The following is a 17,748-nucleotide window of genomic DNA, read 5'->3' as shown; positions in this document are numbered from 1 at the left end:
TTCCCGGTGACGATCGCAATTGCGCCACAGGCGGCGAGAGCCGCCGGCGAAATTCTGGGAATATGCATGGAATTGGGCGATTTCTGTGTGTCCGCCACTCCCCCACCAGGCCCGCATTCGCCTATCTTCGCGCGACAGCGGCGGCGGTGACAGGGACTACCCGGGGATATTGTCGTCCGGGCGAGGATATGCGATCGCGCACCGCGCGACCCACGAGATCACTGTCCGATCACTTTCGGATTACTCGTTTCGCATGGGATGTATTCGATCACATATCCCAGATGTGAAACGCCATTTGCTCATGGCGTGTCGCATTCCACTGTTCTCGGCGTGCTTTTGGCCGGGACCTCGCGAGATTCCGGCCAAAGGCACGCCGGAAAAAGGATTCGGATCGCCACGGCTGTGCGCATTCACCTCGCCGAGGCTGCGGGATTCAGCTCGCCGACGTCGCGGGATTCAGCTCGCGGACGTTGCGGGATTCAGCTCGCCGACGTCGCGGGATTCAGCTCGCCGAGGCTGGGGATTCGGCCACCGGGAGGTCGGGAATGCGTGTTGCCCGTGCGTACACCGTTTCCCCGTCCGCGAGCCGCAGGGCCTCGGCGTCGCCGCGGGTGACCTGGGCGGTGAACAGGTCGCCGGTGGCGGCGTTGCGCAATTCCAGGCGCACCTCGAAGCCGAGGCGGACGACGCGTTCCACCTTCGCGCGGGTGACTCCGGCGGATTCCGCGGTGCCCTCGTGTTCGGCCAGGGCCATGCCCGGATCGCGGCCGATGCGAATATCGTGCGGCCGCACCAGATGTCCGTTCAATTTCGCCACCGCGCCCAGGAACGACATGACGAAATCGTTGGCCGGGCGATCGTAGACATCCTCCGGACTGCCGATCTGCTCGATCCGCCCGGCATTCATGACCGCGATCCGGTCGGCGACGTCCAGGGCCTCCTCCTGATCGTGGGTGACCAGCACGGTGGTCACGTGCACCTCCTCGTGCAGCCGCCGCAGCCAGGTCCGCAGGTCGTGGCGGACCTTGGCGTCGAGCGCGCCGAACGGCTCGTCCAGCAGCAGCACCTGCGGGTCCACGGCCAGCGCCCGGGCCAGGGCCATGCGCTGACGCTGACCGCCGGACAGCTGCGCGGGATACCGGTGCTGGAAACCGTCGAGGCCGACGATGCCGAGCAGTTCGTCCACCCGCTTGCGGATCTCGTTCTTGGGCCGCTTGCGGATCTTCAGCCCGAACGCCACGTTGTCGCGCACGGTCATGTGCTTGAACGCGGCGTAGTGCTGGAAGACGAATCCGATATCGCGCTTCTGCGGCGACACCCGGGTGACGTCCCGCCCGGCGATGACGACCGTGCCGGAATCCAGCGATTCCAGCCCGGCGATCGATCGCAGCAGCGTCGACTTACCGGATCCGGACGGTCCGAGCAGCGCCGTCAGCTCGCCCGAGGGAATCTCGAGGCTGACGTCGTCGAGGGCGGCGAAACTGCCGTAGCGCTTGTTCGCCGAGGTCACGGTAATCATGTGGCAGTGCCCCGCTTGCGTTCGAGGAGGGTCATCAGGACGAGAGTGACGAGCGCCATCGCCATCAGCAGAGTGGCGGCGCAGTAGGCGCCGAAGGTGTTGTGGTCGTTGATGTATCGGCCGTGCACCAGCAGCGTCAGGGTCTGCGAGATACCCGGCAGCGCCGAGGACACCATGATCACCGCGCCGAATTCGCCGAGCGCGCGGGCGACGGTCAGCACGACGCCGTAGGTCAGGCCCCAGCGGATCGCGGGCAGCGTGATCCGCCAGAACGTCTGCCAGCCGGTGGCCCCCAGCGTGGCCGCGGCCTGCTCCTGGTCGTCACCGATCTCGTGCAGTACCGGCTCCACCTCGCGCACCACGAACGGCAGCGTCACGAAGATGGTGGCGATCACCATGCCCGGGAGGCCGAAGATCACCCGGAAGCCGAGATTCTCGACGCCGCCGAACCAGCCGTTGACGCCCCACAGCATGATGAGCGAGACGCCCACCACCACCGGCGACACCGCGAACGGCAGGTCAACCACGCCCTGAACCAGGTTGCGGCCCGGGAAGTTTCCCCGGACCAGCGCGAGCGCGGTCACGATCCCGAACACCACGTTCACCGGGACCACGATCAGCACGATCAGCAGGGACAGATTGAACGCCGAGACCGCCGCGGGCGTGCTGATGGCATCGATGAACGCGCCGATACCGCGTTCGAAGGTGCGCCACAGGATGATGATCAGCGGCGCCACCAGCAGCACGAACAGGTAGGCCAGCGCGACCACCCGCAGCGAGATCCGGGTCGGAGCGGACAGTTTCATCGGGATACCTCCGTCCTCATCGGCTCGCCTGTTCCTTGCGGGCGATGCGATCGGCGAACAGCCGCAGCACCAGCAGGGTGAGGAACGAGATCGCCAGCAGGGCCACCGACACCGCCGCGGCGTTCACCGGGCGATCGACCTCGATCTGCTGCTGGATGTACTGCGAGGTCATCTGGGTCCGGCCGGGGATATTGCCACCGATGAGCACGACCGAGCCGTATTCGCCGATGGCGCGGGCGAAGGCGAGCCCGCCACCGGAGATGATCGCGGGGGTGAGCGACGGCAGGATGATGCGCCGGAACGTCGTCCAGTTGTCCGCGCCGAGCGATACCGCGGCCTGCTCGACCTCGCGATCCGCCTCGATCAGCACCGGCTGGACCGAGCGCACCACGAACGGCAGCGTCACGAAGGTCAGGGCCACGATCAGGCCGGGCTGGGTGGCGTTGAGCTGCACATCGATCGGGCTCTGCGGTCCGTACAGCGACAGCAGCACGATGCTGGCCACGATGGTGGGCAGCGCGAACGGCAGGTCGATCAGCGCGTTGACGATGCCCTTACCCGGGAACTCGTCACGCACCAGCACCCAGGCGACCAGCGTGCCCATCACCACATTGATCAGCGCGACCGCGATCGAGACCAGGATGGTGACGCGCAGCGAATCCAGCGACGCCGGCGCCGTCACCGCGTCCCAGAAACCCGCCCAGCCCTCGTCGAAGGAGTGGAAGGTCAACGCCGCCAGCGGCAGCAGCACGATCAGGCTCAGCCACAGCACCGCGACGGCGATGCCGAGCGGACCGACCGAACCGGTCACGCGTAGCCAGGATCGCGCCCGGCCACCCCATGTCTCCCGCGATGTCTGCTGCCCGGCGGCGGTACCGGTGCCCGTCATGCCGTCACCCACAGTCGTCGAGTATCCCGTGTCTCCCCGTCCGGCCTACTTGGTGGCCCGGTCGTAGATCTGCGCGACGCTGCCGGTGCCCTGCGCGAACAGCTCCTTGTCCACGGTCTTCCAGCCGCCCAGATCGTCGATGGTCCACAGCTTCTGCGGGGTCGGGAAGTCCTTGGTGAAGTCGGCGGCCACCTTCGGGTCGACCGGCCGGAAACCGGCCTGCGCCCAGGCCTTCTGGCCCTCCGGAGTGAACAGGAAGTCCTTGAACGCCACGGCCTTGTCCAGATTCTTGCTGTTCTTCAGCACCGCGACCGGATTCTCGATCTTGAACGTGGTCGACGGGACGAAGTGCTCGATCGGATCGCCGTTGCGCTCGGAGAAGATGGCCTCGTTCTCGTAGCTCAGCAGGACGTCGCCGGTGCCCTGCAGGAAGGTCTCGGTGGCCTCGCGGCCGGACTTGGGCTGGACCTTGACGTGGTCCTTGGAGATCAGCTGGCCCAGGTAGTCCAGGCCCGCCTGCGGGTTCTTACCGCCGTCGCTCTTGGCGGCGTAGGGCGCGAGCAGGTTCCACTTGGCCGAGCCGGAGCTGAACGGGTTCGGGGTCACCACCTCGACACCGGGCTTGAGCAGGTCGTCCCAGTCCTTGATGCCCTTCGGGTTGCCCTTGCGCACCACGATCGAGACCACCGAGCCGAACGGCACGCCTTTGGTGGCGTCGGCGTTCCAGTTCGCGTCCACCAGACCGGCATCGACCAGCCGGGTGACGTCGGGCTCGACCGAGAAGTTCACCACGTCGGCCTGAGCGCCGTCCTTCACCTTGCGGGACTGGTCGCCGGAGGCGCCGTAGGACTGCTGGATCTGCACGCCCTTGCCCTGGTCGGTCTTGTTGAACTCGGGAATGACCTTGTCGAAGCCGGGCTTCGGCACGGCGTAGGCGTAGAGGTTCAGCGTGCCGCCGCTGCCGTCGGCGCCACCCCCGCCCGCGGTATCGCTGGCCCCGCCGGAGCAGGCGGTGAGCACCACGGCCGAGAGTGCGGTGAGGGCCGCGGCGACGGTGTGCCGACGCGAGAGAAACCGGCTGGTGCGTGACATCGGGGTGGACCTTCCTGCTGACCGCCGTTCCCAGTTCCGGGAAGTCTGCGACGGGTGGAACTACTGTGGTTGCCTGAGTAGACCTATCGCCGGTGGGTGCGGCGACGGCGCGACTGCGACCGCGGGGGCCGGCTGGGTTCGGGCATGTCTGCGAAAGGAATGCGCGCCAGTCTACTGGGAATCGGCGCAGAGCTGCCCGCTCGACGATCAGCGACAGTAGACGTCCGCGACGACGAGGCAACCGACTGCGATCAACGCCAATTCATGGCGGACCTGCGGTACAACACTCGACCTCACGGGCAGACTGTAGCAGAGCGGGGGAACGACCCGCTAATCAAGACAAAACATACCGGGGGAACCAAATGACCAGTCCGGACCGCATCCGCCGCAGCTTTCCCGGCATCAGTACGCGGGCCTGGGAGCACCCTGCCGATCGGACCGCCTTGGTGGCGCTGCGCTCGTTCACGGGCTTCGACACGGTGCTGCGCACGCTGTCGGGTTTGCTGCGCGAACGCCAGCATCGGCTGCTGTATCTCGCGACGGCCGTCCGGGTGGACGAACGTCAGTTCAAGACGCTGCACGAACTGCGCGCGGACGCCGTGCGGATCCTCGACGCGCCCGTCACGCCGCAACTGTTCGTCCTGCAGGATCCGAGCGCCAACGCGCTCACCATCGGCATGGACGAGCCGTTCATCGTGATCACCACGGGCCTGATCGAACTGCTCGACACCGAGGAGCTGCGCTTCGTGGTCGGCCACGAACTCGGTCACGCGCTGTCCGGGCACGCGGTCTATCGCACCATGCTGATGCATCTGCTCGGGCTGGCGTCGACCGTCGGGTGGATGCCGATCGGTGGCTGGGCGCTGCGGGCGATCGTGGCGGCGTTGATGGAGTGGAGCCGCAAATCGGAGCTGTCCGGCGACCGCGCGGGGCTGCTGTGCGGCCAGGATGTGGACGCCTCGGTGCGGGTGCACATGAAGCTCGCCGGCGGCGCGATGGTGACCGAGATGAACCACGCCGCCTTCCTCCAGCAGGCCGACGACTACGACCGCACCGGCGACCTGCGCGACGGCGTGTTGAAGCTGCTCAATCTGGAGCTGCGGACGCACCCGTTCTCGGTGCTGCGGGCCGCGGAGCTGCGGCGCTGGATCACCTCCGGGGAGTACGACCGCATTCTCGACGGCCGCTATCCGCTGCGCGAACACGACCGGCAGACCCGGATCACGGACGAGATCCGCGCGGCGGCGCGCTCGTACCGGGAGAATTTCGATTCGTCGGAGGATCCCCTGGTCCGCACGGTGCGCAACCTCGGCCGCGATGTCGGGGCCGCGGTGAGCACCGTGGGCCAAGAGGTGGGCGGAACGGTGTCGAAACTAGGAAAAAGGTTGGGGCTCTGAGGAAATCGGCGTCAGCCGATCACTCGTCCTCGACCTCGGGCGGGCTCTCGAGGAGATCGATGATCCACTCTTCGGTGGCGGTCTCCTCGCCGTCCTCGTTGGTCTCCTCCACCCGGAGCTGGTTGTGCAGGCGCACCCCCAGGCCGAGAACCTGGGCTGCCTTCACCATCTCCACGGCCTCTTCCGGCGACGCGTAGTGAGTGGCGAGCACGCGCGGTCCCTCATCGAGTTCGTCGGCGTCCAGCAGCTGCGTGATCTCGGCGAATTCCTCATCGGTTGGCATGCCGTGCACAGTACCTCAGCGGGTGATCAACCAGGCGACGATCACCAGCACGAGCAGCGCGACCAGTGCGAGCTGTACGCGGGAGCGGGGCATCAGGCGGCCTCTTCGTGGATGGGCCGGGGGGCGGGCCGCTCGGCCTCGGAATCCACCGACCGGTCGCGGCCCAGCACACGCAGCACCACCCGCAGTCCGCGATCGAGCGCGAACGCGATGGCGAAGCTGACCGGCAGGGCCCCGATCAGCACCACGAGAAACTGCGGGAGGAACGGCAGTCCGGCCACCCAGAGTTCGAAGCCGTCCCACCAGCCAGCAATGCGATGCACAGCCTCAGCCTAGTCCTCCCCGTCCGCTCTATGGACGGGGGAAGCGTGCAGCGCCGATGATGGGGATATGTCGTCTTACGATGAACCGATTTCCGCCGGGCCCGACGGGCTGCTGCCGGTCGACGCGCCGGTCCGGCGGGACGCGCTCGAAGACGTGACCGACGCGTCCCTGGCCGCAGGCTATATCCCGACTCCCACGGGCACGCACCGCTCGGTGTTCCCGCCCATCGACGACTACGCGTTCCTGTCCGACTGCGAGACGAACTGCCTGATCGCGCGCAACGGCTCGGTGGAGTGGATGTGCCTGCCGCGGCCGGACTCCCCCAGCGTGTTCGGGGCGATGCTGGATCGCAGCGCGGGGCATTTCCGGCTGGGGCCCTACGGGGTGAACGTGCCCGCGGCCCGGCGGTATCTGCCGGGCGGGATGATCGTGGAGACCACCTGGCAGACCGAGACCGGGTGGGTCATCGTGCGCGACGCGCTGGTGCTGGGCCCCTGGCACAACAACGACAAGCGCAGCCGCACCTACCGCCGCACCCCGCGGGACTGGGATGCCGAGCACATCCTGCTGCGGACGGTGAAATGCGTGAACGGCGTCGTCGAACTCGAACTGACCTGCGAACCGTCGTTCGACTACCACCGCGGCCTCGCGACCTGGCAATACACCGGTGACGTCTACGAGCAGGCCACCGCCCACCGCGAACACGCCGCCGACGGCCACGACGAGCCGACCCTGACGCTCACGACGGATATGCGGCTGGGCCTGGAGGGCCGGTCCGCGCAGGCGCGCACCCGGATGCAGGAGGGCGACGAGGTCTTCGTGGCGCTGTCGTGGTCACCGCTGCCGCCGCCGACGACCTTCGCCGAGGCCGCGCAGAAGATGTGGGCGACCACCGAGTACTGGCGGCAATGGATCACCCTGGGCAAATTCCCCGACCACGAATGGCGCGGTTATCTACAGCGCAGCGCGTTGACGTTGAAGGGGCTGACCTACGCGCCGACCGGGGCGCTGCTCGCGGCCGCGACCACCTCGCTGCCGGAAACGCCCGGCGGAGAACGCAACTGGGACTACCGCTACAGCTGGGTGCGTGATTCCACATTCGCGCTGTGGGGTCTGTACACGCTCGGGCTGAACCGCGAGGCCGACGATTTCTTCTCCTTCCTCTACGACGTCGCCAAATCCGACAACGGCGAAACCGTGCCGTTGCAGGTGCTCTACGGCATCGGCGGGGAACGCGAGATCACCGAATACGAACTCGGCCACCTGCACGGCTACGACGGCGCCCGCCCGGTCCGGGTCGGTAACGACGCTTACCAGCAGGACCAGCACGATATCTGGGGCACCATTCTCGATTCGGTCTACCTGCACGTCCGCTCCCGCCAGCAGGTTCCGGAATCGCTGTGGCCGATCCTGGAGAAACAGGTGCAGGCCGCCATCGAACATTGGCGCGAACCCGATCGCAGCATGTGGGAGGTGCGCGGCGAACCCCGCCACTTCACGTCGTCGAAGGTCATGTGCTGGGTGGCACTGGATCGTGGCGCGAAATTGGCCGAGATGCACGGCGAATACGACTACGCCAAGAAATGGCACGATATCGCCGACGAGATCCACGCCGACATCCTCGACAACGGCGTCAACGCCGACGGCGTCTTCACCCAGACCTACGGCGGCGACACCCTCGACGCCTCGCTGCTGCTGGTCCCCCTCGTCCGATTCCTGCACCCCACCGACGAGCGCGTCCGCAATACGGTCCTGGCCATCGCCGACGACCTCACCGAACAGGGCCTGGTCCTGCGCTACCGGACCGACTCCACCGACGACGGCCTGTCCGGCGTCGAGGGCACCTTCACCATCTGCTCGTTCTGGCTGGTCTCGGCGCTGGTCGAGATCGGCGAGGTGCAGCGCGCGCGGCACCTGCTGGAACGGCTGCTCGGCTACTCCAGCCCGCTCAAGCTCTACGCCGAGGAGATCGACCCGCGCTCGGGACGGCACCTCGGCAACTTCCCGCAGGCGTTCACCCACCTGGCGCTGATCAACGCCGTCATGCACGTGATCCGCGCGGAGGAATCAGTGCGGGCGGGCGAATTCCAGCCCGCTCACCGGACGGTCTGAGGCCGGCTCAGCGCTGCGAAGGAGCCTGGCCGCCGGTCGGCGTGCACTGGATGGTGTCGAATTTGGCCTGGCCCCGCCATTCCGGGCGGGCCCGCAGCCGGGCCTGCGTGGCGCCGTTGCGCGCCTCCACGACGACCGGGTCCAACTGCTGCCCGTCGACGGACTGCGCGGTGCAGGAGTAGGTCGGCACGGCCTGGGCCGCCGGCGCGAACACCAGCGCAACGCCCGAGGCCAGCAACGCGGCGGCCGGAATTCCGGCGAGGAGTTTGGTGCGCACGAGAGCTCCATCCACGACGACAACACATTCGGCCAGGTAACTTACCGCAGATCGCTACACCGCGTCGGCGCGTTCCCGAACCTCGCGGAGGCGGACCAGGGTTTTCTCGATCTCCGTGAGGCGACGGTCACGGCTTTCCGGCGAGTGGACCGCGGCGGCCTCCTCGGCGGCGCGCAGCGATTCGTCCACCGAGCGGAGGGTCTGGTTCGCGATCTCGGTGAAGTGGTCGCGCAGGGTGCGCTGCACGTTGCGCAGGCGGAACCGGGATTCCTTGCTCACCTGGAAGATCACGTCGTCCATCAGCCGCGCCACGGCCACCTTCGCCTCGGATTGGCGGCGTTCGCGGCGCATCCGGCGGTCCTCCCACAGCGCGTTCACGCCCAGCACCGCCGCGGCCGCACCCGAATACCAGTTCAACAGCGGCATATTCAGCAGCGTGGTGAGCACGCCCACCATCAGCAGGCCGGCGTAGGAGCCGCGCATGGCGTTCAGAACCGATTGCGTGACACTGACTTTCGCGCTTCCGAGCGGTTCCAGCGAGGCCACCGGCTCGAGCACCTCGCCCGGATTCTCCAGCCGCATATCCGGCAGCGGCACATCCCACTCGGTGTGCGGGAACTTCTCCGCCACCTGCTCGGCCAGCTCGATCGAGCGGTAGTGCGCGATGACGAAGTTCTCCTCCACCGCCTCGCAGATGCGCGCGTCCAGGTCGGCGCCGAATTCGCGCCAGCGCCGGGCCGGATCGCGCTTGCCGATCTCGGCCTCGGCCTCGCGGATCAGGGTGCGCAGCCGGTGTCGCAGGTCGTGCTCGATATCGGCCATCAACTCCGAGCAGCCGTCGGAGAGGGTGACCTGCCAGTTCGCCGAACGCTGGCGCAGTTCGTCGGCCTCGGCGCGGGCCGCGCGCAGCTGTTCGGTGAATTCGCCGCGACGCCGCGGATCGCGGAGCGTCTCGGCCTCGGTGCGCAGCGCCATCGCCAGATGATCGGTGATCATGCGGATATCGCGCACCGCGGCCTCGCGGGCGACCGTATCCGCGCGTCGCAGCACGTATTCGCGCAGATGGTCGAGCAGCTGCGGCACCCCGGACTCGAGATCGCGGCGCTGATCGCCCTTCGCGCGCAGATACAGTTCGGCCGAGATCGGCGCGACCGCGAATCCGAGCCCGGCGGAGTCGAGCAGTTCACGATTGCGCTGCTGCACCCGCGCCCACTGCGGATGCCGATCGATCTTGTTGAGCACGCAGACGACCGTCGGGCACACCTGCTGGATGCGCTGGAGCAGGGCGATCTGGTCCGGGTTGTACGGAGATCCGGCATCGGCGACGTAGAGCACGGCGTCGGCGGCCGCGATCAGCGACCAGGTGGTCGGGGTGTCGGCGGGCGCGCCGGGCGCGTCCATCACCACGAAACCCTCGGCCAGCAGCGGGCTGGGTTCGGTGAATTCCGCGCGGATCACGCCCTCGGCCGCGAGCGCGGGACCCGGATCGAGCGGGTCGACCGACTGGCGCTCGGTACGGCCGCCGCCGATGGCGCGGATCAGGGTGGCCGTGGGCCGCGGGCCGTACTCGGCGATGGCGGGCACGCTGATCCGGCTGTCGGTCGGGCTGACCACCGTGCCGACCAGGCCGTTGACCAGCGTGCTCATCCCGTTCTTGGGCTCCCCGACCACCACCAGGCGCACCCGCGGATCGGCGACCCGGGACCGGGACATCCCCAGCCGGGCGGACAGATCGGCGCGACCGGCGGTCCGGGTCTGTTCGAGCAGCTGGTCGAGCAGGCCGAGCAGCGGCGCCATCGCGTCGGGATGCTTGGCGGCGGAGGATTCCACTGCTGTTCCGGTCACAGCATGACGTGGTGGTCGGTGACGAGGTGCACCATCGTGTGGTCGGTCTCGGCGGGGCCGGGCAGCAGCGTGCCCGCCAGCCCGTCGTGCCCGGCGTCGAGCCCTGTGTGCCCGGGGTCGGGCCACACCGCGCTGTCGTACGAATTCGCTTCGTACGCGGCGGGTTTGATCGGATGCGAGCCGCCCGGCGACGAATCCACGGTGGGCGGCGGCTTCACCGGGGTGTGCGGCGCGGTCACGGGAGGCTGCGTGTGGGACGCGCCGCCACCGACGTCGCCGGTATCGGGCGGCGCGGGCTTGCTGATGCTGGGAACCGTCGACGCATGCCCCGGCATGGTAGTCGGGTCGGAGGCGGACGGTTCATGGGAGGGGACGTCGCGGGTCGGGCCGTCGTATGTCGGCACGGTCGTAGTCGCGTCGTCGGTATCGGACGGGGTGGGCCGGTGCACGCCGCCGGGATGATCGGAATCGGTGTCGCGAGGCGGGGTCACCGTGGGGGTGACGCTCGGCGAGTCCGAATCGTGGGCGCCACTCGGGTTCGTGGAGGTCTCCGGCCGGGTGGTCTCGGGTTTCGACGACTCCGGGCGTGTGGTGCCCGGCTCGCTGCTCCCCGGCGGGGTGGTCGGGGCGACCGTGGTCGAGGAGCCCGGTCCGAAGATCGGCAGGCCCGGCAGGCTCGGCTCCGCGCCGTGCGAGGGCGTGGTGCTGCCGCTCGTGTGACCGGGAACGATGCCCACGTGCGGGGTCGTCGACGGTGCCGCGGTGCCGGTCAGCGAATGGGCGATCGTGGACGCGGGCGAACCGTCGTCGTCGTGCCCCCCGCCCACGCCGGTGTGCTCCGGACGGCCGGGATTGTGGTCGAAGAAGGTCGGCGCGGCGAAGGCGGGCACCGTCAGCGGCGTCGGGCCGGGGTGAGCCACCAGCACATTGGCGATCGGATGCGAGGCCGCCTCCGGCTGGATGGTCGTCTGCCACGGGGTCACGGCCACCGGCTGCACCGGCACCGGGGCCGGCGGTGGCACCGGTGCGGGCGCGGCCGCGATGGGCGCGGGGGCCGCGACGGGAGCGGTCGGCATCGGTTGTGCGACAGCAATATTCGGCATCGATGCGGGAGCGGGGCCGGACATCGGCGCGGGTGCGGCGGCGATCGGGCCGGGCGCGCCCGCGGAGCCGACGACGGGGGCGGCGCCGGCCGCCTGGACACCCTGGGTGCCGGCCATCGTGGAACCCGTCCCAGGCGTCGCCGAGGCGGATCCGGGTGCGCCCGCGGACTGTGCGCCCGCCACCGCGCCGGTACCGTTCTGCGAACCGGAGGCCTGCGCGCCCAGCCCCGCGAGCAGCGGATTCGCCTCGTCCGCCGGGGTCGCGACGCCCACGCCGTGATCCAGCCAGTCGCCGTAGCTGTCGAGCTGATGCCCGAGTTCCCCGACGACGACATCGACGTGCGAATCGGCGCTCACCCAGATGCCGTCGAGCCCGATGTGCACGTCGAGGGTGGATTCCGCGCCGAAGAAGACGCCGGTCATATGGTCGTCACCGATGCCGTCGAAGGCATGGCCCGCCTGCGGCTGCGCGCCGAAGGCATGGTCGGCCTGCGATTGAGTGCCGTCGGACAATCCGAAACCGCCCGCGCCGAGACCGTTCATCCCCGGCAGGTGCAACCCGCCGGTACCGGGCAGGCCGAGGCCCGACCCGAACGAGGCGGCCGGATGCGATTCCGCGCCCGGCAGACCGTAGGCGTGCGACCCGTCGTCGGCGGTGTCGGCGAAGCGAGCCTCCGGCGACGTACCGGTCGACGCGACATTCCCGATCGTCGAACTGGTCGGATGAGTGAGGTATCCGGGCAGGTTGAAACCTTGGCCGTCCAAGCCAGGCAGGCCCGGCAACCCGAAGCCCGGATCGGTGAGCGAGCCGAAGGGCATCGTGCCGGAATCCCCGTACCCGGGCGTCGGAGCATGTCCGGAGCCGTGCGTTCCCGCATCGGAGGACGAGTTTCCCTGCGTCCCGGCCGACGGCGCGGTCGGCGAGTACCCGTCACCCAGCGGCTGCGAGTACCAGTAGCCCCCGCCGCTGAAACTGCCGTCCGGCGTGGACAGGTCGACATGGTTCTGCGCCTGCGGGGCCGCCCACGGATTCGGGGCGTGGGCCGACGGATCCGGCGCGGCGAGGACGGGTGGCGCGGGCTTGCCCAGCACCGGAGGCGGGACCGAGTCCGGATCCGGATCCGGATAGGTCACCACCGGGCTCGGCGCATCCGGGTGTGGATCGTTGGTGAGCCCGGTGATGCGGCTGGTGTGCGACTCGTTCGCCGGCGCCGGGGAGCCGTTGGAGGCGATCAGCGCGCCACCGGTGACATACGCGCCCGCCCTGGCCACCCGTGCGACGCCGGTCGCGACGCGATACGCGGTGTCCCCCGCGTGATCGCCCGCGCCCGAATCGTCGTCCTCGATGGGCAGGTCACGCGTCATACAGGCTCCGCTCTCAGCTGCTCGGTATCCGAACCGAACGGGGTGTTACCGAATTCAGATCGCTTTACACCTTATTTCCGGATATCCGGCCTGTCACATCTCTTGTACCATCCCGGACCGCCCTCGAGGCGTCCCAGGGCTGGAAACCGACCGGACGGTGGTGCGTCTACCACCCTTGCAGTGCCCGAATCCGGAGGAAAGCCCCGAGATCAACGGGCAACACCAACCGGTCGAACGCTCAGACCAGCGGCAATGCTACTTGCCCTTGGGCTTGTCCGACGACGAGTCGGTGGACAGCGCCGCCACGAAAGCCTCCTGGGGGACATCGACGCGGCCGATGGTCTTCATCCGCTTCTTGCCCTCCTTCTGCTTCTCCAGCAGCTTGCGCTTGCGGCTGATATCGCCGCCGTAGCACTTGGCCAGAACGTCCTTGCGGATGGCGCGGATGTTCTCGCGGGCGATGATCTTCGACCCGACCGCCGCCTGGATCGGCACCTCGAACTGCTGGCGCGGGATCAGCTCCTTGAGCTTCTCGGTCATCCGGCGGCCGTAGGCCTGCGCCGCGTCCCGGTGCACGATGGCGGAGAACGCGTCGACGGCCTCGCTCTGCAACAGAATGTCCACCTTGACCAGGTCCGCCTCCTGCTCGCCCGCCTCCTCGTAGTCGAGGCTGGCGTAACCGCGGGTGCGCGACTTCAGCGAGTCGAAGAAGTCGAAGATGATCTCCGCCATCGGCAGCGTGTAGCGCATCTCCACGCGCGTCTCCGACAGGTAGTCCATACCGCCCAGCTCGCCGCGGCGGGACTGGCACAACTCCATGATCGAGCCGATGAATTCGCTCGGCGAGATGATGGTCACCTTGACGATCGGCTCGAAGACCGCGCGCGACTTCCCCTCCGGCCAGTACGAGGGATTGGTCACGATGTGCTCGCTGCCGTCCTCCATGACCACCCGGTAGACCACGTTGGGCGCGGTCGAGATCAGGTCCAGGCCGAACTCGCGCTGCAACCGCTCGCGCGTGATCTCCATATGCAGCAGACCCAGGAACCCGCAGCGGAAACCGAAGCCCAGCGCCACCGACGTCTCCGGCTCGTAGGTCAGCGCGGCATCGTTGAGCTGCAACTTGTCCAGGGCATCGCGGAGATCCGGGTAATCCGAGCCGTCCACCGGATACAGGCCCGAGAACACCATCGGCGACGGTTCCCGGTAACCGGTCAGCGGTTCCGCCGCGCCGTTGCGCGCGGCCGTCACGGTGTCACCGACCTTCGACTGCCGCACGTCCTTCACGCCGGTGATCAGATAGCCGACCTCGCCGACGCCCAGGCCCTGGGTTGCCTTCGGCTCCGGCGAGACGATGCCGATCTCCAGCAGCTCGTGGGTGGCGCCGGTGGACATCATCTTGATCTTCTCGCGCGGAGTGAGCTTGCCGTCCACCACGCGGACATAGGTGACGACGCCGCGATAGGTGTCGTAGACCGAATCGAAGATCATCGCGCGGGCAGGAGCGTCCGCCTCGCCCTGCGGCGCGGGCACCTTCCCGATCACCGTGTTCAGCAGTTCCGGCACGCCCTCGCCGGTCTTACCGGAGACGCGCAGCACGTCCTCGGGCTCACAGCCCACGATGTGGGCGAGTTCGGCGGCGTAGCGATCCGGATCGGCGGCCGGCAGATCGATCTTGTTGAGGACCGGGATGACCTCGAGGTCCTTGTCCAGGGCCAGATACAGATTGGCCAGCGTCTGCGCCTCGATGCCCTGCGCCGCGTCCACCAGCAGGATCGCGCCCTCGCACGCCTCCAGCGCCCGGGACACCTCGTAGGTGAAGTCCACGTGGCCCGGGGTGTCGATCAGATGCATCACGTAGTCCGTGCCGTCGACGGTCCACGGCAGCCGCACGTTCTGGGCCTTGATGGTGATACCGCGCTCCCGCTCGATATCCATCCGGTCCAGGTACTGCGCACGCATCTGCCGCTCCTCGACCACACCGGTCAGCTGCAGCATGCGATCGGCCAGGGTGGACTTCCCGTGGTCGATGTGGGCGATAATGCAGAAGTTCCGGATCCGGGCGGGATCGGTGAACGTCGTATCGGCGAAGCTTGGCACTCCACTCTCTCTCTAATTGCGCCGCCTCCGGCGTCGCGGGTTTGCGGCGCCCGTATGGCTCGGTTTTCGGCGACCGCCGCTTGCTCCTTCGTCGCTTGCGCGGCGGCCACCGAAAACCGAGCCGCGCCGCAAACCGTTGTGGTTGCGCGGTGCCGTTCGCTTGTGTTTCAGCTTATGGGCTCCGGCCGACGGAGTTGCAACGCCCCTCCTTCCTCGGTAGCACCGTGCTTCCTCACGGAGACCTGGGTCACAGCTGGGTGCGGTCTTCCGGCTGCTCTTCCAGCCTCCGGGCCGTCGGCGATTCGCTCTCTCGATCACTACTCCGCCTCTGGCAAATCCCCAGCTCGCGCAAGGGAGTTGGGGTGGGGTGTGATCGGGGCTCGCCGCCGTTATAGTCCGATTCATGGCCAGCACGTGGAGCTCACTCGGCAAGCAGTTGGGGACACTCGCCAGGGAGCAGGGGCCCAAGATCGTCAAGAGGCAGGCGCCGCGGCTGGTGGGGCGGGTGCAGCGGTCGGCGGTGTTCGATCGGGGGCGACGGAAGGGGCGGGGCGTCGCGGTGCGGCCGGCGGCGTCGACGCCCGTGCCGACGCGGGAGCGGGCGCGGCAGGTGGTGTACTGCCCGCAGCTGGACGGGCGCGCCGATCCAGGTGAGATCGTATGGACCTGGGTGCCTTACGAGGAGGATCCGAGTAACGGGAAGGATCGGCCGGTGCTGGTGGTGGGGCGGGAGCGGAAGGTGTTGCTGGGGCTCATGCTCTCGTCGAATCCGGAGCGCTCGCGCGATCACAATTGGATCGAGATCGGTTCCGGGCCTTGGGATTACGAGGATCGGCCGAGCTGGGTTCGGCTGGATCGGGTGCTCGATGTCCCGGAGGCGGGTATCCGCCGCGAGGGCGCCATCCTGCCCCGCAAGACCTTCGACCGGGTCGCGCACCGGCTCTGCGCCGACTACCACTGGCACTGAAACCACCGGAGGCGCAATGGATACCGAGGATCTCACCGCCGAGCTGCGCCGTGTCAACGAACGCAACTGGGATGCGCGCACTCCCATTCACGTGGCATCCCGGTTCTACGGCGTCGACGGCAGCAGGCCCGCAGAATCCTGGTTCGCGCCGTTCGAATGGGACGATCTCGGGCCGCTCGCCGGTCGCGACCTGATCCACCTGCAATGCCATCTGGGCACCGAGACCGTGGCATTCGCCGAGCGCGGCGCCCGCGCGGTCGGACTCGACATCTCCGGCCGGGCCGTCGAGCAGGCGCGTCGCATCGCCCTGGCACAGGACGCCGATATCGAGTACATCCGGTCCGATGTGTACGACGCCCCGGCCGCGGTGGGCGACCGCCGCTTCGACATCGTCTACACCGGCAAGGGCGCGCTGTGCTACCTGCCCGACCTGGACCGCTGGGCCGCCCTGATCGCCGAGCTGCTGCGCCCCGGCGGCCTGCTGTACATCGTGGAATTCCATCCCGTCCTGACCTCGCTGGGCCCGAAGCCGGGCCCCGACGACGGACCGGAACTGCTGCTGCGCCACGACTACCTCGAGGGACGCGGCGCGATCGAGCACAACGCCACCCACACCTACACCGACGGCCCCGCGCTCCCGCCCGAGGCGGCGCGGGTCTACGAGTGGGCCCACGGCCTGGGACACGTGGTCACCGCGCTCGCCGGGGCGGGGCTGACGATCACCGGACTACGGGAGACCGACCTGCTCCCCTGGCCGCGGTGGGAGCGAATGGTCCGCGACCAGGCGAGCGGATGGTGGCGGCTGCCGCCGGACGACCCTCGCGTACCGCTGCTCTACGCGCTGAGCGCGACCCGGACGTAGCCGCTCAGGACACCATGTTGCGGGAGCGGCCGAACAGCAGGCTGTACACCAGCGCCCCGAGCACCCCGCCGACCAGCGGGAACACGATGAACACCCAGACCTGGGCCATCGCCCCGTCCTGATAGGGCGCGACGGCCAGGCTGCGGGCGGGATTGACCGAGGTGTTGTCGATCGGGATCGAGATCAGGTGGATGACCGCGAGCGTGATACCGATCGACAGACCGGCCAGCGGCAGATCCGACAGCTGGTCGGTCGAGGCCAGCACCACGAACACCAGCAGCCCGGTCAGGATGATCTCGATCGTGATGGCGGCGGCCAGCCCGTAGCCGTTCTGCGTGAGCGTCCCGCCGAGCGGACCCTCGATCGACACCTTCGACGGACTGTGCGCGCCCCAGCCGTTGGCGCCGAGCCCGTCGGCGGCCCGGTTGTAGGACGGCAGGTTGTTGGCGAGCGCGAAAATGACCGCACCGGCCGCGAAACCGCCGATCAGTTGCGCCACAATGTAACTGGTCGCCGTCGACACGCTGACCCGGCCCAGCAGCAGCTGTCCCACCGTCACCGCGGGATTGACATGACAGCCGGAGATGGGACCGATCGCGTACACCAGGAACAGCAGCGAGAACCCGAAGGCCAGCGCCACCCCGAGCGCACTCACCCGCTCCCCCGCGATCACCGCGGTACCGACGCCGCCGAGCACCAGAACGAAGGTGCCGATCGCCTCGGCGAGCAGTTTGCGGGTCAGCGGCACCGGCCGCCGTTCGACGTCTTCCTCGACAACTTCCTGAGCAGTGGGAGACATCTGCCACC

The 17,748-nt window shown here is 68.5% G+C and carries 16 protein-coding genes; 4 read left to right on the top strand and 12 right to left on the bottom strand.

Annotated features, from left to right (window positions below; genetic code table 11):
* Nucleotides 1–502: 502 nt before the first annotated feature.
* The 5 genes from ON41_RS10485 to ON41_RS43730 all read right to left on the bottom strand — a co-directional run bounded on the left by ON41_RS10485 (nt 503) and on the right by ON41_RS43730 (nt 4,603).
* On the bottom strand, nt 503–1,519 hold the full coding sequence (locus ON41_RS10485; RefSeq protein WP_040747199.1) for a sulfate/molybdate ABC transporter ATP-binding protein: 1,017 nt from the start codon (nt 1,517–1,519) through the stop codon (nt 503–505).
* Nucleotides 1,516–2,325, bottom strand: coding sequence for a sulfate ABC transporter permease subunit CysW (gene cysW, locus ON41_RS10480; RefSeq protein WP_040747198.1), 810 nt, complete (start codon nt 2,323–2,325; stop codon nt 1,516–1,518). Before cysW ends, ON41_RS10485 begins: the two co-directional genes overlap by 4 nt.
* A gap of 16 nt (nt 2,326–2,341) precedes the next feature.
* Nucleotides 2,342–3,214 (bottom strand): sulfate ABC transporter permease subunit CysT, encoded by an 873-nt coding sequence (gene cysT / locus ON41_RS10475; protein ID WP_051161198.1) that lies wholly within the window; start codon nt 3,212–3,214, stop codon nt 2,342–2,344.
* A 45-nt stretch (nt 3,215–3,259) separates the two neighbouring features.
* Nucleotides 3,260–4,306: a sulfate ABC transporter substrate-binding protein gene (locus ON41_RS10470; RefSeq protein ID WP_040747196.1), complete on the bottom strand. Its 1,047-nt coding sequence runs from the start codon at nt 4,304–4,306 to the stop codon at nt 3,260–3,262.
* Nucleotides 4,307–4,513: 207 nt separating this feature from the next.
* Nucleotides 4,514–4,603: an Ms4533A family Cys-rich leader peptide gene (locus ON41_RS43730; RefSeq protein WP_373281333.1), complete on the bottom strand. Its 90-nt coding sequence runs from the start codon at nt 4,601–4,603 to the stop codon at nt 4,514–4,516.
* A 65-nt stretch (nt 4,604–4,668) separates the two neighbouring features.
* Here ON41_RS43730 and ON41_RS10465 point away from each other — a divergent pair, with 65 nt between their 5' ends.
* Nucleotides 4,669–5,703: a M48 family metallopeptidase gene (locus ON41_RS10465; protein WP_040747194.1), complete on the top strand. Its 1,035-nt coding sequence runs from the start codon at nt 4,669–4,671 to the stop codon at nt 5,701–5,703.
* 19 nt (nt 5,704–5,722) lie between these two features.
* On the opposite strand, the gene ON41_RS10460 is transcribed toward ON41_RS10465, so the two are convergent.
* Entirely contained in the window at nt 5,723–5,986 is a 264-nt protein-coding gene (locus ON41_RS10460) for a hypothetical protein (protein ID WP_157185419.1), read from the bottom strand.
* A 92-nt stretch (nt 5,987–6,078) separates the two neighbouring features.
* Nucleotides 6,079–6,309, bottom strand: a complete 231-nt coding sequence (locus ON41_RS10455; RefSeq protein WP_083905256.1) for a hypothetical protein — start codon at nt 6,307–6,309, stop codon at nt 6,079–6,081.
* A 67-nt stretch (nt 6,310–6,376) separates the two neighbouring features.
* Between ON41_RS10455 and ON41_RS10450 the strand changes: the two genes are divergently transcribed.
* Nucleotides 6,377–8,422: a glycoside hydrolase family 15 protein gene (locus ON41_RS10450; protein WP_040747190.1), complete on the top strand. Its 2,046-nt coding sequence runs from the start codon at nt 6,377–6,379 to the stop codon at nt 8,420–8,422.
* Nucleotides 8,423–8,429: 7 nt separating this feature from the next.
* Here the strand turns inward: ON41_RS10450 and ON41_RS10445 are convergent, their stop codons facing one another.
* The 4 genes from ON41_RS10445 to lepA form a co-directional block, all read right to left on the bottom strand.
* Entirely contained in the window at nt 8,430–8,699 is a 270-nt protein-coding gene (locus ON41_RS10445) for a hypothetical protein (RefSeq protein WP_040747188.1), read from the bottom strand.
* A 54-nt stretch (nt 8,700–8,753) separates the two neighbouring features.
* Nucleotides 8,754–10,544: a P-loop NTPase family protein gene (locus tag ON41_RS10440; protein ID WP_083905255.1), complete on the bottom strand. Its 1,791-nt coding sequence runs from the start codon at nt 10,542–10,544 to the stop codon at nt 8,754–8,756.
* Nucleotides 10,541–13,012, bottom strand: coding sequence for a hypothetical protein (locus tag ON41_RS10435; protein ID WP_040747187.1), 2,472 nt, complete (start codon nt 13,010–13,012; stop codon nt 10,541–10,543). Before ON41_RS10435 ends, ON41_RS10440 begins: the two co-directional genes overlap by 4 nt.
* A 255-nt stretch (nt 13,013–13,267) precedes the next feature.
* Nucleotides 13,268–15,112: a translation elongation factor 4 gene (gene lepA / locus ON41_RS10430; RefSeq protein WP_040747185.1), complete on the bottom strand. Its 1,845-nt coding sequence runs from the start codon at nt 15,110–15,112 to the stop codon at nt 13,268–13,270.
* 403 nt (nt 15,113–15,515) lie between these two features.
* Between lepA and ON41_RS10425 the strand changes: the two genes are divergently transcribed.
* Nucleotides 15,516–16,079: a type II toxin-antitoxin system PemK/MazF family toxin gene (locus ON41_RS10425; RefSeq protein ID WP_040747183.1), complete on the top strand. Its 564-nt coding sequence runs from the start codon at nt 15,516–15,518 to the stop codon at nt 16,077–16,079.
* A 16-nt stretch (nt 16,080–16,095) separates the two neighbouring features.
* Nucleotides 16,096–16,941, top strand: coding sequence for a class I SAM-dependent methyltransferase (locus ON41_RS10420; RefSeq protein WP_040747181.1), 846 nt, complete (start codon nt 16,096–16,098; stop codon nt 16,939–16,941).
* 4 nt (nt 16,942–16,945) lie between these two features.
* Here the strand turns inward: ON41_RS10420 and ON41_RS10415 are convergent, their stop codons facing one another.
* Nucleotides 16,946–17,740: an aquaporin gene (locus ON41_RS10415; RefSeq protein WP_040747180.1), complete on the bottom strand. Its 795-nt coding sequence runs from the start codon at nt 17,738–17,740 to the stop codon at nt 16,946–16,948.
* Between the last annotated feature and the right edge of the window lie 8 nt (nt 17,741–17,748).

Origin of the sequence: Nocardia transvalensis NBRC 15921 (assembly GCF_000308875.1) — a bacterium.
GTDB lineage: Bacteria > Actinomycetota > Actinomycetes > Mycobacteriales > Mycobacteriaceae > Nocardia > Nocardia transvalensis.
The sequence above is the reverse complement of the archived record's forward strand: the minus strand, read 5'-3'. Positions and strand labels throughout refer to the sequence as shown.